Origin of the sequence: Sphingobacterium sp. HSC-15S19, from assembly GCF_050433745.1 — a bacterium.
Taxonomy (GTDB): domain Bacteria; phylum Bacteroidota; class Bacteroidia; order Sphingobacteriales; family Sphingobacteriaceae; genus Sphingobacterium; species Sphingobacterium siyangense.
On record NZ_JBNPWQ010000005.1, the window covers coordinates 1 to 16,628 of the forward strand.

The 16,628-nt window shown below is 40.2% G+C and carries 14 protein-coding genes and 4 tRNA genes; 3 read left to right on the forward strand and 15 right to left on the reverse strand.

Translation table 11 applies throughout. From position 1 onward, the window contains the following. Nucleotides 1-194 precede the first annotated feature (194 nt). Entirely contained in the window at nucleotides 195-1,436 is a 1,242-nt protein-coding gene (locus L1283_RS05220) for an MFS transporter (protein WP_075990962.1), read from the forward strand. 62 nt (nucleotides 1,437-1,498) lie between these two features. Then, a complete protein-coding gene (locus L1283_RS05225; RefSeq protein WP_075990963.1) occupies nucleotides 1,499-1,720 on the forward strand; it encodes a (4Fe-4S)-binding protein in 222 nt (73 codons plus the stop codon). Between the two features lie 63 nt (nucleotides 1,721-1,783). On the opposite strand, the gene L1283_RS05230 is transcribed toward L1283_RS05225, so the two are convergent. The 9 genes from L1283_RS05230 to L1283_RS05270 all read right to left on the reverse strand — a co-directional run bounded on the left by L1283_RS05230 (nucleotide 1,784) and on the right by L1283_RS05270 (nucleotide 7,397). Continuing rightward, nucleotides 1,784-1,860: transfer RNA gene (locus L1283_RS05230), tRNA-Asp, on the reverse strand. A gap of 25 nt (nucleotides 1,861-1,885) precedes the next feature. Then, nucleotides 1,886-1,959, reverse strand: a tRNA-Asp gene (locus L1283_RS05235). A gap of 31 nt (nucleotides 1,960-1,990) precedes the next feature. Then, nucleotides 1,991-2,067 (reverse strand) — tRNA-Asp (locus tag L1283_RS05240). Nucleotides 2,068-2,126: 59 nt separating this feature from the next. Continuing rightward, a tRNA-Asp gene (locus tag L1283_RS05245) sits at nucleotides 2,127-2,200 on the reverse strand. A 73-nt stretch (nucleotides 2,201-2,273) separates the two neighbouring features. Further along, nucleotides 2,274-3,347, reverse strand: coding sequence for a peptide chain release factor 1 (gene prfA / locus L1283_RS05250; RefSeq protein WP_046672315.1), 1,074 nt, complete (start codon nucleotides 3,345-3,347; stop codon nucleotides 2,274-2,276). Nucleotides 3,348-3,445: 98 nt separating this feature from the next. Further along, nucleotides 3,446-3,775 (reverse strand): DMT family transporter, encoded by a 330-nt coding sequence (locus L1283_RS05255; RefSeq protein WP_075990964.1) that lies wholly within the window; start codon nucleotides 3,773-3,775, stop codon nucleotides 3,446-3,448. Nucleotides 3,776-3,841: 66 nt separating this feature from the next. Beyond that, the gene (locus L1283_RS05260; RefSeq protein ID WP_286834763.1) at nucleotides 3,842-4,432 is read right to left on the reverse strand and encodes a Crp/Fnr family transcriptional regulator; all 591 of its coding nucleotides are present in this window, start codon (nucleotides 4,430-4,432) and stop codon (nucleotides 3,842-3,844) included. Continuing rightward, nucleotides 4,414-5,169 (reverse strand): UDP-2,3-diacylglucosamine diphosphatase, encoded by a 756-nt coding sequence (locus L1283_RS05265; RefSeq protein WP_286834762.1) that lies wholly within the window; start codon nucleotides 5,167-5,169, stop codon nucleotides 4,414-4,416. The genes L1283_RS05260 and L1283_RS05265 overlap by 19 nt, the downstream gene beginning before the upstream one ends. A gap of 59 nt (nucleotides 5,170-5,228) precedes the next feature. Beyond that, nucleotides 5,229-7,397: a M1 family aminopeptidase gene (locus L1283_RS05270; protein ID WP_429625942.1), complete on the reverse strand. Its 2,169-nt coding sequence runs from the start codon at nucleotides 7,395-7,397 to the stop codon at nucleotides 5,229-5,231. A 238-nt stretch (nucleotides 7,398-7,635) separates the two neighbouring features. Here L1283_RS05270 and L1283_RS05275 point away from each other — a divergent pair, with 238 nt between their 5' ends. Beyond that, a complete protein-coding gene (locus L1283_RS05275) occupies nucleotides 7,636-9,759 on the forward strand; it encodes a prolyl oligopeptidase family serine peptidase (RefSeq protein ID WP_145328929.1) in 2,124 nt (707 codons plus the stop codon). 130 nt (nucleotides 9,760-9,889) lie between these two features. Here L1283_RS05275 and L1283_RS05280 read toward each other — a convergent pair whose 3' ends face one another. The 6 genes from L1283_RS05280 to L1283_RS05305 all read right to left on the reverse strand — a co-directional run bounded on the left by L1283_RS05280 (nucleotide 9,890) and on the right by L1283_RS05305 (nucleotide 16,628). After that, nucleotides 9,890-11,128 (reverse strand): thioredoxin family protein, encoded by a 1,239-nt coding sequence (locus L1283_RS05280; RefSeq protein WP_145328927.1) that lies wholly within the window; start codon nucleotides 11,126-11,128, stop codon nucleotides 9,890-9,892. Nucleotides 11,129-11,181: 53 nt separating this feature from the next. Further along, on the reverse strand, nucleotides 11,182-12,420 hold the full coding sequence (locus L1283_RS05285; RefSeq protein WP_075990969.1) for a thioredoxin family protein: 1,239 nt from the start codon (nucleotides 12,418-12,420) through the stop codon (nucleotides 11,182-11,184). 111 nt (nucleotides 12,421-12,531) lie between these two features. Beyond that, on the reverse strand, nucleotides 12,532-13,719 hold the full coding sequence (locus L1283_RS05290; protein WP_120333595.1) for an aminopeptidase C: 1,188 nt from the start codon (nucleotides 13,717-13,719) through the stop codon (nucleotides 12,532-12,534). 269 nt (nucleotides 13,720-13,988) lie between these two features. Beyond that, nucleotides 13,989-15,041, reverse strand: a complete 1,053-nt coding sequence (locus L1283_RS05295; protein WP_075990971.1) for a TerC family protein — start codon at nucleotides 15,039-15,041, stop codon at nucleotides 13,989-13,991. A 1-nt stretch (nucleotide 15,042) separates the two neighbouring features. Next, a complete protein-coding gene (locus L1283_RS05300; protein WP_075990972.1) occupies nucleotides 15,043-16,014 on the reverse strand; it encodes a polyprenyl synthetase family protein in 972 nt (323 codons plus the stop codon). 50 nt (nucleotides 16,015-16,064) lie between these two features. Continuing rightward, on the reverse strand, nucleotides 16,065-16,628 hold the full coding sequence (locus tag L1283_RS05305) for a DUF3109 family protein (protein WP_046672325.1): 564 nt from the start codon (nucleotides 16,626-16,628) through the stop codon (nucleotides 16,065-16,067).

Here is a 16,628-nt window from a genome sequence, read left to right on the forward strand (position 1 = left end):
AGGTAAGGTAAGGTAAGGTAAGGTAAGGTAAGGTAAGGTAAGGTAAGGTAAGGTAAGGTAAGGTAAGGTAAGGTAAGGTAAGGTAAGGTAAGGTAAGGTAGAATCTTGCGCGATAATTTTGCAAACATATTACAAAGAATGTTCGCGCACTTCTGTATTTTTAGGCCAGTTTGAACCGAGGCTATCTGAACAGTATGGAAATAAATAAACTTGATAACGCGCCCTTTACGGCATATCAAAAACTTGTGGTGTTTTTATTGGCCATGACGCAATTTACGGTTGTGCTTGATTTTATGGTGATGTCACCGATGGGGGATATCCTGATGAAAGCCATAGATCTCAAACCGGCTCAATTTGGTATTGCGGTTTCGGCCTATGCCTTTAGTGCCGGTGCTTCGGGGCTGCTGACCGCGGGCTTTGCCGATCGTTTTGATCGGAAGAAACTGCTGTTATTTTTCTATTCTGGCTTTATTATCGGAACCTTCTGCTGCAGTTTTGCCAACGATTACTGGACTTTGGTTGCTGCACGAATCGTCACCGGGCTGTTTGGCGGCGTTATCGGCTCGATTTCTATGGCTATTATCACCGATATCTTTACGCTCCAACAGCGCGGACGTGTGATGGGCTTTGTGCAGATGGGCTTCGGTGCAAGTCAGGTCCTGGGGATTCCCATAGGATTATATATTGCAAATAATTGGGGTTGGCATAGTGCCTTCTTGTGGATTGCAGTGATGGCTTTGATTATTGTCGTTATTATAGCGGTCAAACTCATTCCTATTACGGCGCATATAGGTCTTCAGAAACATCAATCTGCGTTAAAGCATCTTTGGTTGACTTTTTCACAGCGAGAATACCGCGTCGGCTTTATGGCAACAGCTTTGCTCTCAATTGGAGGTTATATGATGATGCCTTTTGGAAGTGCTTTTGCAGTCAATAATCTAAAGGTAAGCCACGAACAGCTGCCGATGTTGTTTATGATTTCAGGTATTGCATCCTTGATTATTATGCCTATTGTAGGAAAATTGAGTGACCGTTACGATAAGTTTAAGATTTTTGCTTTCGCTTCCCTTTGGCTTATGATTGTCGTATTTATCTACACGAACCTAGGTGTTACGCCATTTTATATCGTTGTTATCTTAAACATTTTAATGATGGCCGGCATTTTAAGTCGGATGACGCCATCTTCGGCTTTGATCACTGCTGTTCCCGAGATGAAAGATCGGGGCGCATTTATGAGTATCAGTTCTTCGTTGCAACAGCTGGCAGGTGGTGTTGCTGCTTCATTAGCAGGTGTAATCATTGTCCAAGAAACAAAAGAAAGCCCCTTGGAACATTACCCGACATTGGGGATGATTGTTATTCTACTTTCCATTGTCGGTATTTTTATGATCTATCGGGTAAGTAGTATGATCAAAAAACGGCGCGCTGTTTCTTAAAACAAAATTGCCTTTATCGTTATTAGTTCTTAAAATATGAATTGTTAAAGAGAGATGGAATTATGGAAAAAATAGTTAGATATCCACATCCAAATGGAGAGATAACCGTCCTTTGGATACCGGAACGCTGTGTACATGCTGCAGTTTGTGTAAAGAGTCTGCCGAATGTGTATCATCCGAAAGATAAGCCCTGGGTTACGGCCCAAAATGCGAGTACGGCCGAATTGATTGAACAGATCAAGCACTGTCCTTCGGGAGCTCTTCAGTACGAAATAAAAAAATAATAGCTGTTGTATTGTTAAGGCAAAAAAAAAGCATCATTTATAATTAAATGATGCTTTTTTTGTTGGCGGTCTGGACGGGACTCGAACCCGCGACCCCATGCGTGACAGGCATGTATTCTAACCAGCTGAACTACCAGACCAACAATTGTGTTTTTAAAATTTTAGCGGTCTGGACGGGACTCGAACCCGCGACCCCATGCGTGACAGGCATGTATTCTAACCAGCTGAACTACCAGACCTAAAATCTTAAGGATTGTTTTTAATAATTTTTGGCGGTCTGGACGGGACTCGAACCCGCGACCCCATGCGTGACAGGCATGTATTCTAACCAGCTGAACTACCAGACCTAAAAATCTTAAAAACTTATTTTGTTAAAGAACGTATGAGATTTCTCTCTCTTTTGAAGCGGTCTGGACGGGACTCGAACCCGCGACCCCATGCGTGACAGGCATGTATTCTAACCAGCTGAACTACCAGACCTCAACCCTTCTCCTCAGAAGGTGTGCAAATATAGCGTTTGTTTACGTATCTGCAAAGATTTTTTGAAAAAAAACTAATCTACTTGGCCATCTTTCATCTTCTCTGCATTCTCAGCAAACTGCAATGCATCGATAATTCCTTGAATATCACCGTCCATAATTGCCGGTAAGTTGTACATCGTCATTCCAATACGGTGCTCCGTTACGCGACCTTGAGGGTAGTTATATGTGCGAATTTTTGCCGAACGGTCTCCTGTAGAAACCAAAGTTTTTCTTTTTGCAGCGATGTCGCCGTTCTTTTTGTTCAACTCGAGCTCATAAAGTTTGTTCCGCAACATCTCCATCGCTAACTCACGGTTGGCTAATTGGGAACGTTCTACCTGACAAACAACAACGATACCCGTCGGTTTATGCGTCAACTGTACCTTTGTTTCGACCTTGTTGACGTTCTGTCCACCAGCACCACCCGAACGGGATGTCTGTAATTCTATATCACCAGGATTGATCTCAACATCGACATCTTCAGCTTCAGGAAGAACTGCAACAGATGCCGCAGAAGTATGTACACGGCCTTGAGTTTCGGTATCCGGAACGCGTTGTACACGATGTACTCCTGATTCGTATTTCAATTGTCCGTAAACGTCTTCACCGATAACTTTTAAAATCACCTCCTTGTAACCGCCAGAGGTTCCTTCGGTAACGTCCATTACTTCGTTGCGCCAGCCTTTGGTTTCGAAATAACGTGTGTACATGCGGTAAAGGTCACCCGCAAATAAGGCTGCTTCATCACCACCTGATCCACCACGAATTTCGATAATGGCATTTTTCGCATCTTCAGGATCCTTCGGAATAAGCATTAGGCGAATTTCTTCTTCTTTTTCTTCTTTTGCTACGTATAAAAGATCCAATTCCTCTTTGGCCATCTCACGAAGTTCTTGATCCTTCTCGTTCATGATGATGTCCTTATTGGTATCAATATTACTCACCATATTTTTGTAAATATGGTATTGGTCCACAATTTTGCCCAAATCTTTGTACTCTTTATTCAATTTGGCAAAACGTTTCATATCTTGCATGGTATCAGGGTTGCTCAATTCAGCTTCCACTTCTTCCCATCTTTCTTTTATCGCTTGTAATTTGTCTAACATATATCAAAAATGCTTCTTCTAGGAATGTATGACCTAGATTACTATTGAGTGTACAAAAGTAAGGAAATTTTGTTGCTTTTAAACAACCTAGCCTGCTATTAATGAGAGGAAACTGCTTTTAGTCCTACGATGGAAGCAATCAGCGTGAAAATAAAGAATATGCGCCAGAAATCTGCTGGCTCCTTAAAGAAGAAGATCCCCATTAAAACAGTACCTACCGCACCTATTCCGGTCCAAACAGCATAAGCGGTGCCCAAGGGAAGTGTCTGTGTGGCTTTGATCAATAAGCCCATACTTGCAAATAGGAATACAACAAAGGCACCATACCAGAACCATTGCCCATTCCCGGTTGCATCCTTGGCTTTACCCAAACACGTGGTGAAACCAATTTCACATAATCCGCCCAATATTAAAAATATCCAGTTCATATCGTTTTCTATTTTTTATTTTGGTACAAAGTTCCAGCTTTTGGCCGATAATAATTTTTACAAATGTTAAAAATTTGTGTGAATAGTTGCGCGAATCCGACTTAAGGTAACTTGACTGACGCCGAGATAGGAGGCGATGTAACCAAGTTTGATCCGCTGGATATATTGGGGGTATTTTTGAAGTAACTCGGCATAGCGCTCTTGGGCAGTATTAAAGAGCTTGGACATGGTTCGTTGTTCGGCCTTGATGAATTCAAGTTCAGCCATCTTTCTTCCCCAGTTTGCAATGGCAATATCACTTTCGTAGAGGTCAAAAAGTTGCTTTTGGTCTATCTGATAAACAACACTATTTTCTAAAAGGTCTATGTTTTCATAACCCGGTGTATCATGGACATAACTATTCATGGATATGAGTGTTCCGCCGGGTGAAACAAAATCCAGGGTAATCTGGCGGTTGGCCGTCTCGTAGTAAACGCGGGCTAATCCTGAAGCCAGAAAATAGATGTCTTTTTGAATTTTGTCCTGTTCGATCAACAGGCTATTTCTTTTCGCCGTAATTTTCTTACTGACCTGCTCCAATTTTGCAGCACTTTCAGGCGTTAAAAAGTGATAACCATTCAGGCAATCGGATAAAGAAATTAGGATTTGCTCGCCCATTTTTCCAAACGTAAAGTTTCACCATCCCAAACTGCATAGGTATGGTAATTGATCCATTCCCCTAAATTTAGAATACGACTATTGGAGTTCAGCTCAACATCATAGGGAAGATGTCTATGGCCAAAGATATAGTAGTCGTGATGTTGGGTTGACTCCAGTTCCTTTGCATAACCGATCAACCATTCTTTGTCTTCGCCCAGAAACTTTTCGTCCTCATTATTCGAAAGCCTGCTATGTTTGGACCAACGTGTCGCGATTCCGATTCCGAGATTTGGGTGCAACCGTGCAAATAACCATTGACAGAGACGGCTCCGAAATACTCTCTTGAGTATCTTGTATTTGTAATCTCCCGAACCTAAACCATCGCCGTGGTGAATGTAAAAATGTTTTCCGTTGAGATGTAACTCCAGCTCATTGTCGATGATGCGTACATTTAATTCCTTTTTGAGGTAATCAAACATCCACATATCGTGGTTGCCTTTAAATAAAGTAATGGGAATGCCGAGATCTGCAATTTCGGCTAATTTACCCAAAAAGCGGATATAGCCTTTTGGGACAACAGTCGCATATTCAAACCAGAAATCAAAAATATCACCAACAAGATAGAGCTGTGCAGCATCCGTTTTGACCTGGTCCAGCCACTGTATAATTTGCAGCTCCCTTTCCCGTGAACGTTCCAAGGGGTAAGATCCAAGATGAAAGTCGGAGGCAAAATAAATTTTTGTTCTTGTTGACATGTGGCCAAAACTAAAAAAAATGGAGGCGAATACAAAATTCGCCTCCACAATATATTTTGCTATGATTTAGATAATTCGGTGATCAGCGCTTTTAGATATTCGGTAGCATCGGGATCAATGCGCTTCAAGGACTGCTGAAGTTGATCTGGATAAGCACTTTTTATTGCCATGATTGAACTTGCGATAACCATATAGGATTTGTCGGTTACAGCATTCAGAATTAGACTTTTGTATTTTTTATCTTTTGTCTGTGCAAGCTTTTGAATCGCAGAGGCACGGATAACAGAGGCTTCGGACTTCTCTGCAAGTGCCAAGATGGTTTTTTCGGCTGACTTACGGACCGCGGGATTGCTTAGATCGAGACCTTGAATCGCTGTTGCGGCAAGATCCGCATCGGTATCCGCCAATGCTTTTGTTAAGATTTGCTGGCTGATGGTATTTGTCGGATTTTTTGAGGCATAGGCAATCGCACCGACGCGGTTGGCAAATGAAGGTGCATGCTCATATTGATATAGATAGTCGGCATCTGATTTATCGATTTGAATTTGACCCACGAGTGTTTTTTCGGGATCAATATCAATAAATTCAACAGCAGCAGGTAGCGGGATCATAAATTGGGCATTCCGCCTGTTGAGTTGAAATGTCTGTCTGATCTTTCCATTTTTGGTATAGATATCGACGGCCAAGGGAAGCTGGAAAGTCTGTACCGTAGAATCTTGAATTTGGGCTACATTCAGTATGACACTGTTCTCTCCGTTTCTTGTTGTGATCTTCAAAATTGGATGTCCGCCTTGGTAATACCATTGATTGAAGTACGGAGCCCAGTCTTTGCCGGTCACTTCTTCCATTGCTAGACGGAGCTGTTGCGGCTCGCCGGTTTTAAAGGAATTGTCTGTCAAGTATTTTTTCAACGATTGATAGAACGCTTCATCACCCATTTGCTCTTTTAGGGCATAGAGAATCAATGAGCCTTTCGCATAGCTGATATTATCAAACATATCTTCTTTATCATGATAATAATAACGGGCTAAAGTCGGGCTTTTCCCATTTTTAGTCGATTTGAGATAGGACTGGAGTTTTTCAAATCTAGATTTATCTCCACGATCTTTACCGCCATCGTGCTCACGCCAGATAACTTCGCCGAAAGTGGCAAAAGATTCGTTCATGGTTAAATTGGACCAAGATTCTGCTGTGACCAAATCACCAAACCACTGGTGAAATAGTTCATGCGCAATCGTTCCTTCCTGATTATCGTCCAACAATTCGCGTTTCGTCTTTTGTACATGTTCGCCATGTAGTGTTGCACTTGTATTTTCCATGGCACCTGAGACATAATCGCGACAGACGATCTGTGCATATTTATTCCAAGGGTAAGGAACACCCAAAGTCTTGCTGTAGAAGTCCATCATCGCTGGTGTCTTACCGAAGATATCTTTGGCATAGGGCGCATATTTCGGTTCAAGGTAATAGTCAACGGGGATATTGTTGTATTTGTCCTGATAGATTTTAAAATCACCAACGGCCATCATAAATAGATATGGGGCATGTGGTAAATCCATTGTCCAGGTATCTGTACGGGTACCGTCATTATTTTTCTGTTGCTTGCTCAATACACCATTCGATAGGCTGACATAGTTGTCAAGAACAGTCATGGAGATTTCTGCTGTAGTCTTTTGGTTGGGGCGATCAATCGTCGGGAACCAGGCTGATGATGCTTCAGTCTCACCTTGTGTCCATATTTGACGAGGTTTGTTCGGCGCGCGCTCATCAGGGTTGATAAAATATAGTCCCTTAGCATCGTTAATCGCTGCGCTGCCCTGAACTTTTAATAAGTTGGGTTTTGCTGTGTAATCGAGGTATACTGTATATTGTTCCTTGGCAACGTAATTACGGTCCAGCTTGATCAGCAGGGAATTATTGTCATAGCTATACTTTAAAGGGACCAATTGTTGGCCATTGACTAGCGACACCTGTTTGATATCCATGCCTTTTGCGTCGAGACGAAGGGAATCTGTTGGATAGAAATGGGGTTGTAACGTGATCCACTCTTTTCCATTGAGGAATTGATTGGTATAGTCAAAACGAACATCCAGCTTGGTGTGGACAAGATTGTTGATCTTCGTAGGAGTGGCTCGATATTGTTGATCTATGGGAAGTTGTTGTGCTTCGCTTATTCCAATTTGAAGAATGGAAATTGACAAAGAGAGATATATGACTTTTTTAAACATTGTTGTGATATTTTCAAGATTTAAATAAATCTAAAGAAATTTCGGTTGCTATGAAAATATACCGCAAAGAAATATGTGTATAATGTTGCTGGATAGGTTGTTGTGCGTTAAAAAATGCAGGTGTATCGTATATTTTAAGATAAGAGATCGATAAATTTATTTATATTCAACTCAAATTGAATTTTCAGGTGCTAAGTGAATAAAACTTAGGTTGGTTGAAACAAGTAGACGATTTTTTATGATAAACAAAAATTTTGGCCTTATTCTAATGATGATAGGTATGGCAGGTACGGCGACGACCGGTTATGGACAACAGTTAACATATCCGAAGACAAATAAAGGAACCGTCGTGGATGAATTTTGGGGTGAAAAGATTGCAGATCCTTACCGCTGGTTGGAGGATGATCGTTCAGCTGAGACAAAAAACTGGGTACAGGCAGAGAATAAAGTGACTTTTGACTATTTGAATGCAATTCCATTCCGTACAAAATTAAAAGATCAATTAACCGAAATATGGAATTATGAAAAAATAGGGACTCCGTTTAAGGAAGGTGCATATACTTATTTTTTTAAGAATAACGGCTTACAGCAACATGCTGTGCTTTATCGTAAACTAGGGGAGACGGGAGGAGAAGAAGTTTTCTTGGATCCAAATACATTCTCGAAAGATGGATCAACTTCATTGGCCGATGTTTCGTTTTCAAAGGATGGCAGTTTAGTCGCCTATTCTATTTCTGAAGGAGGATCAGACTGGCGGAAAGTCATTGTACTGAATGCCAAGGATAAGTCGCCTGTAGGTGAAACGCTAGTGGATGTCAAATTCTCTGGTATTGCATGGAAAGGAAATGATGGTTTTTATTACTCGAGTTACGATAAACCAAAAGGATCTGAACTTTCTGAAAAAACAGACCAACATAAATTATACTACCATAAACTTAAAACAGCCCAATCTACAGATAAATTGATTTTTGGTGGCCCTGAAACACCGAGACGTTATATAGGAGCTTCATTAACAGACGATCAACGTTACCTGATTATTTCCGCTGCAAATACGACAACAGGAAATGAACTTTATTATCAGGATCTCAATCAGCCGAACGGCAAGATTGTCTGCTTACAAGATCATTTTGACGCAAATACAGGTGTCGTTGACAATATTGGGGATAGTTTCTTATTGGAGACGAACTACAAGGCTGCCAACAACCGTTTGGTAAAAGTTGATTTGAAGAATCCTGCAAAGGAGAACTGGAAAGATGTTATTCCAGAAACTGAAAATGTACTTTCGATCAGTACGGGTGGAGGCTATCTTTTTGCAAACTATTTGAAAGATGCCGTTTCGGTTGTGATTCAATACGATTATACGGGTAAAAAGATTCGGCAAATAGAATTGCCTGGTGTGGGTACGGCGAGTGGTTTTTCGGGTAAGAAAAAGGAAAAAGAAATCTATTTTGGTTTTTCAAATTACATTACACCTTCTTCAAGTTATAAGTTTGACGTAAATTCTGGTCAGTCTACACTTTATATCAAACCTAAGGTGAAATTTGATTCCGATCAGTATGAATCGAAACAGGTTTTCTACACATCCAAAGATGGTACTAAGGTTCCGATGATTATTACGTACAAAAAGGGGATTGTCTTAAATGGGAAAAACCCGACGATTGTGTATGGTTATGGCGGCTTTAATATCAGCTTGACACCTGCCTTTAGTACTTCCGTTGCAGTTTGGTTGGCCAATGGTGGTGTTTATGCTGTTCCGAATTTGCGCGGAGGGGGTGAATATGGTCAGAAATGGCATGATGGCGGTAGACAATTCAACAAATTGAATGTGTTTAACGATTTTATTGCCGCGGCACATTATCTTCAGGAGAATGGTTATACATCACCCGAGTATACTGCTTTATCGGGGGGCTCAAATGGTGGCTTGCTCGTTGGAGCAACAATGACAATAGATCCCAAAGTAGCCAAGGTCGCACTGCCTGAGGTTGGTGTTTTGGACATGTTGCGTTATCATACCTTCACAGCTGGTGCAGGTTGGTCCTATGATTATGGTACGGTCAGTGATAGCAAAGAAATGTTTGATTATCTGAAAGCATATTCTCCGGTGCATAATGTGAAATCTGGGGTTTGTTACCCTGCGACGATGGTCTTTACCGGAGATCATGATGATCGGGTGGTACCGGCGCACTCCTACAAGTTTGCTTCCGAACTGCAGTCAAAGCAAGCGTGTGATAACCCCGTATTGATTCGTATTGAGACAAAAGCTGGCCACGGTGCTGGACGGTCAACAGAAGTTCTGATCAATAGTACAGTTGATAAATATGCTTTCGCGCTCTGGAATATGGGTATTAAAGAGTTAAAGTAAGTAGACAGTTTTCCAGTGCTCAAAGCATTATCTGTTGGTTCAAAGCACTGTTTGTAGAGCAATGAATAAAAAAGCCGCGATCAAGTTATTGACCGCGGCTTTTTTATTCATCGACGATTAGAATATCTTCTTATTGCCAAGTCTTTTCACCTTTTTTCATTTTTTGTAAGGTCGCTACATATTCTTCTTTTTGGGTAGCATCTGTGATAAGTGAAATTGCTTTTTCTTGCGTTTTAATAGCTTTTTCTTTTTCTCCAAGGCGATACAATATGTTTGCAAAAGTGTCTAGATACATCGGCGCATCTTTTTCTTTCTCATTGGACAATTTACTCCATTCCGCTGCTGCTTTTAAACAGGCAGGATCATTGCAGTTTTCAAAAATAGACCAAGCCATGTTGTTCAATTCCGCTGCTGTGATGGTCGAACCATATTTTGCAATATATTTATTGAAGCTATCTCTTAAGCCCGGGTAATTTTTGGTATAACCGTAATAACGTGGTTGCATTTCGAGACTTGCTTTTTCTGTATTGACAGTTGGATATTTTTGCGCCAATTCTTTTTCTATGCTTGCGAAATCAACCGTTTCCTTTGCACGGATTTTGGTGTTTACGGCGTTACTAACCAACAGCTGGGACAAGAAGTCATTTGCTTTTACTTTTTCACTGACGGCGTCAAATTTAGCAGGGTTATCTTTGATTAAATTAAAAGCCTTAGAATCGACAACATTTGCCGCCGAAAGTAATAAATTGATATTCTCCTTTGTAAAGATTTGATCTGTAGTCAAGGACGCTAATACGACTCCTTCCGCTTTTGCCTGTGTCTCTTGATCATAAGCTTCTTTGGCTGCCATAGCCATACTTTTAGCAATGTTTACATTAGTTGGGTCGGCATTAAATTTTGCTAATAGCGTTTCATATTGTGTATTTGGATCAAGTGATTTTTGTGCTTTCGCTATAAAATCGTCCGCTTCACCGCCACCAACGATACGATGAACAAGGGTACCTTTTGAATCAAAGATCAGAAAAGTTGGGTATGCCCTAACTTTATAATCTTTGGCAAAACGGTCGGCCTCTTCGTACCATGATTTTACATCTTCATTATCATTCTTGGTTTTATCCATCTGAATTTTTGCATTGATAAACTTTGCATTGAAGAAATCACCTACTTTAGCTTGTGGGAAGATAGTACTCGACATATATTTACAAGGGCCACACCAGGTTGTAAAACAGTCTACAAAAATGAATTTGTTTTCTTTAGCCGCTTTTTCTTTAATCTGACTCCAGTTGAGCCCATGCTCAAATTTGACCCCCTCGCTTTGCGCAAACAGTAGGGTAGGGATTAGAAATAGCATTAAAATCAATTTTTTCATAATGTTGGTATTTTAGATTTTTAATTTAATCGTTCGCATTAGTTGGGATAAGGTTAGTTCTCCCAAGTTTTTATTCCTTTCATCATTTTGTCCAGTGTTTCTTGATAGATAGGACGATCGTCCTCACTGGCCATTTCAATAGCTTTGTTTTGCCACTTTATGGCTTTTTCTTTTTCTCCTTTCTTATAGAGTAGGTTTGCATAGGTATCCAAGAATGCACTGCTTGGATCTTCAATGATGGATTTCTTGCTCCAGCTTAACGCGGATTCAATACATGCAGCATCGCTACTATTGTTAAAAATAGTCCAGGCAAAGGTATTTAATTGATGTGGAGTAAAATCTTCTGACGAAAGGTAATCATTGATCGTATTCTTCATGGCTACATAATTCTTCACCTGAAGGTAGTAGTGTGCTTTTATCTTCTTGAACATCGGAACGAAATCGATGTCTGGATATTTTGCAGCAAGTTCATTTTGATAACTATCCCAGTTGGGTTCATGTTTGGCATCTATTTTAATCTGAAATAATTCGTTGACGACAACATTTGCCAGAGTACGGTTGGCAATACCTGGTGACTCTAATAGAATATCAATTTTCTCTTTATTGTTGCGAATAAGATTGAAAGCTTTTGAATTGGTGAATTTGGCAGCCGCCAATAAAATATGGACATTTTCTTTTTTGAATAGTTCATCCGTGCCCAATGAATTTGCTAAGGTATTTTCTGCCTTTCGTGCTGTATTTTCATCGTAAGCGATATTTGCTGCTTTCAGCATCTGCTTTGCTGTATAAATATCTTGAGGTCTTTTCTCGAATTTTTTTAACAGCGTGTAATACTGTGTTTCGGGATAGAGTCCATCCATCACATGACCGACAAATTCGGGAGCGTCACTTGCACCGACAATCCGGTGTACCGCTTGCCCATTGGGATTAAAGATAAGAAATGTGGGAAAGGATTGAATATTGTATTCATTGGAAATAGCACGCGCATCGGCATACCATTTTTTGACATTGGCATTGTCGGACTCTGTGGAATCCATTTGTACCCTGACACTAATGAAGTTCTGATTAATTGGCTGCCCCACCTGCTCTAAGGGAAAGATCTCATTGCTCATATATTGGCATGGGCCACACCAGGTTGCAAATAGCTCTACGAAGATAAACTTGTTCTCAGCTTGTGCCCGCTCCTTTATTTGTTTCCAACTCAACCCTTCTACAAATTTCACCCCCTTGGTCTGGGCCTGAGCCAAATTCCCGAATAAAATTGTAAGGCATAATGCGATTATACTTCTCATACTCACTCAACAAAAGATTCATAATTATGTTTAAGTTATTAAATTAATCTGAAAACAAAAACACCTCTGAAGTATTAATTTCAGAGGTGTTTTCGTGGACTGATAAATCGCTTATTTGATATTTATCTTCGATTTTAAATCTTTTGTTAGACCGTCTTTATGTAACATCAAAGAAGTTGTTTTATAACGTACAAATTCTTTTGACGCATACAAATAACCATGATAGTCATTTGTTGTGCCCCAAGAGTTTTTAACGATGTAATACTCTTTTCCGTTTTGATCTTTTACAAGACCTACGATATGCATGCCGTGGTCATCTGTAGTTTGCCAGTTGTCGAAAGCTTTTTGTCTTTCTTCCGCTGTTACTTTTAACTCTGGTTTAGGACCAACGAACATCGTTGACTTTTCCTGATCTGTCATTTCCTCGAAAGGTTTTTCTGGCACATAAGCTACACCGTTTTTCCAAGAAAAGCCTTTTTCTGATACGTCAGTTGCCCAAGCTACAGTATAGCCCTTTTGTAACGCATTGTCAATGATGTCCGTTAAATCGTTCATCTTAACATTATAGAAACGGTCGAATGACCAGTTGTCAGGAATCAACAATACGAATTGGCTATAGTATGGATGGTCAGTTACCGAAGCAATACCAACGTAATCATCCGGATTGATACCGATTACCTGATCTGCAAAAGTGCGTGGTGTATAAGATTTACCGTTGTAATCAAATTTCTCAGGTACTTCTCCAAGATAAGAATCCATCGCTGCGGTATATGCTTTCTCCCAGTTTGGCGTTAATGTTTTGCCTTTTACTACTGCTCCTAACATCGCATCCAACATATTTGTCATTTCACCAAAGTTGTTACGTGTAGTGCCGTAGTGAAGACCTGTGTAAGCAGATTGCGGCATTGTACCGTATTTACGGAATGAGTTCAAAACATCATGGAATTGACCACCTTCACCCAATGATAATCCACCATGAAGGCGTACATAAGTACGAGCTTTGTCTAAGTACGTATTGCGCGCAGTATAAATTTGGGAGATCTCAACTGGTTTTTTACCCATACGGATCATCTCTGACTCCAGGAAAGAATTACCTGAATAAGACCAACAAGTACCTGATGAACCTTGGTTTTTGATGGATGTGTTACCTAGATTGATAACTTCAGTAAATGTAAATCCAGATTTGCTATTGTCATTTTGATTTGCTTTTAGTGCATTGATCAAATTGTCCTGTGCTTGTACTTGGAACGAAGCTGCGAAAAGTGAAGCAGCTAGTACAATCGTTTTATTCCAATTCATTGTTAGTATTTTGTTAATTTAGTGTGGTGCTAAATTAAATAAATTAAATTTAGTAAGGTAAATTCCTCTGTAAAATAATTGTTCTTAAAAATCTACTATTTTTTTGCTAATCTTTTGTTGGAGAATAGGATATATAAGAAATGTTAACATCAAATAGAAATGGTCAGAAATTTCTTTCTGACCATAGTGTTTTGTATCGCTTATAATTTAGCGCTGATTACCGGTGTTTCTTGTCGGACAATGACCACCGGTAGCTTGTCAATAATCGCTTAATCAGCCGGTGAAGGCTTTTTTGGAAAAAGCAGCGAAGCAATGATACTCAATGCAAGTATGCTGACAATAACAATCAATGAATGTGTTGTTGTAAAACCTACTTCGGCCAACCAGTGATGCAGCAGCATCTTTAGACCAATGAAGACCAGCAAAAATGCTAAACCTACTTTGAGGTATTGGAATTTGTGGATAATATTGACCAAAAGGAAGAACATAGATCGCAATCCAAGTATGGCAAAAATATTGGAGAAAAATACAACATAGGCATCTTTGGTAACCGAGAAAATTGCAGGGATAGAATCCACAGCAAAAATCAAATCCGTAAATTCTATGACCAGTAATACAAGAAATAGTGGCGTCATATATTTCACTCCGTTCTCTACATGGAAGAAGTGCCCGCCATCTAATTTTGGTGTTACCTTAAAGTATCGGGAAGCGAATTTAACAACTGGGTGGTTCTGTGGATCTACTTCTTCTTCCTGGTTACGGTTGATAAACATTTTTACACCTGTAAAGACCAGAAAAGCACCAAAAACATATAGAATCCAGCCGAATTTAGCAATCAGGGTAGCGCCAAGGAAAATAAATAAGAAACGCATAATGATTGCGCCCAAAATTCCCCATACCAAAACTTTATGGTAATAGCGCTCCGGAATCCCAAAAGAAGTAAATAATAATACCATCACAAAGATATTATCTACGGATAGGGCATATTCCACAACATAACCGGTGAGATATTCCAGCCCAAGATTTTTGTTGTAGAGCTCGAGACTCGCCGCTAAATCACCCGGAATGATTTTAATATCGTGGTGGTGTTTGGTAATGATTTCCTGAAGGTGGTCTAAGTCATGGATGTTGTGTAGTTCAAATCCATAGTGACGAAGAAGCCAATAGAAACCCAATGAGAATAAGACCCAGATGGCGCTCATGATGCTAGCCATCTTTAGGCTAACAGGTTTGTCGCCTTTGGAGAATAAGCCTAGATCTATTGCTAGCATAAGTGCAATAAAGATGAGGAATCCGCCAAAAAACATTAATTCGTGACTCATTTTATTTTTTTCTTTCTGTTGTATATTTTACCAGCTGCTCCAACCCCGCTTTGTATTCACTGTCGGGAAAGTCTTCCAAAATCCGGAAAGCGTCTTGTTGGTATTCCAGCATCTTATTTGTAGCGTATTCGAGCCCTCCGCTCTGGCGGACAAAGGCAATGACTTCGGCCACTTTGTGTGCATCCTCATTATGGTTTTTAATCAAATTAATGATCCTACGCTTTTCACTTGAAGTTACTTGATTCAAGGCATAGATTAGCGGTAAGGTCATTTTCTTCTCTTTGATGTCATTGCCGAGCGGTTTGCCGACATCATCTAACCCAAAGTCGAATAAATCGTCCTTAATTTGAAATGCAATTCCGATTTTTTCACCAAATTGATGGAGCTTATCTATTGTTTCCTGATCTGCATTGGAAGAAGCCGATCCACAGGCACAGCAAGACGCAATCAGCGACGCTGTTTTCTTCCGTATGACCTCAAAATAAATAGATTCTTCAATATCCAGTTTACGGGCCTTTTCGATTTGAAGCAATTCACCTTCGCTCATCTGATCCACAGCTTCCGAGACAATTTTTAACAAGTGATAATCCTGATGTTTTACAGAAAGGAGCAGGCCTCTAGACAGCAGAAAATCACCCACCAAAACAGCAATTTTATTTTTCCATAATGCATTGATGGAGAAAAAACCTCTGCGTTCATAGGAATTGTCCACCACATCATCATGTACGAGTGAGGCGGTATGCAACAATTCTACGAGAGCAGCTCCTCGGTAAGTGGACTCATTAATTCCGTTGCATATACCAGCAGAAAAGAACACAAACATAGGCCGCATTTGTTTGCCTTTACGTTTGATCAGGTATTGTGTAATACGATCCAATAAGGGGACGGAGCTTTTCATTGAAGCTTTGAATTTTTTTTCAAAAGCCTCAAGTTCGTGGGCAATAGGGCGTTGGATCTCTCTTAATTTTGACATGAATTGGGGTGAAATACCAAAATAGTTAAAGCTTAAAGATAGTGATTTTGTTACAACTCTTCGACTGCTTTCTCAAGATTTTTGTACCATTCTTCACCATAGGTGCGGATGAGAGGATCCTTTAAAAATTTAAATACAGGTACCTGTAATTCTTTGCCAAATGAGCATGCATCTTTACAGATATGCCAACGGTCATAGTGAAGTACGTCGAATTCGGGATAATGTGTTGTCCTGATAGGATAGAGGTGACACGACACGGGTTTGCGCCAATGGACTTCGCCAAGTTCGTACGCCTTTTCGATAGCGCATTTTGTAATGCCATTTTCCCAGGTCACATAGGCACATTCTTTATTCCCATCGACACAGGTGGTCGTTAGATCGCCATCAACATCGACAACATACTTCCCTTGCTCTTCAATCGCTTCAATACCTTTCTCGGTCATATAGGGTTTTACTTTGGGATAAATCTCCTCTAATATAGCCTTTTCACTCTCCAATAAAGGGGCGCCTGAATCGCCTTCAATACAACAGATTCCTTTACATTTTGATAAATTACACACAAAGTCATTGTTGATTAGATCTTCGTGCACCAGTACATTTCCTACTTCAATCAT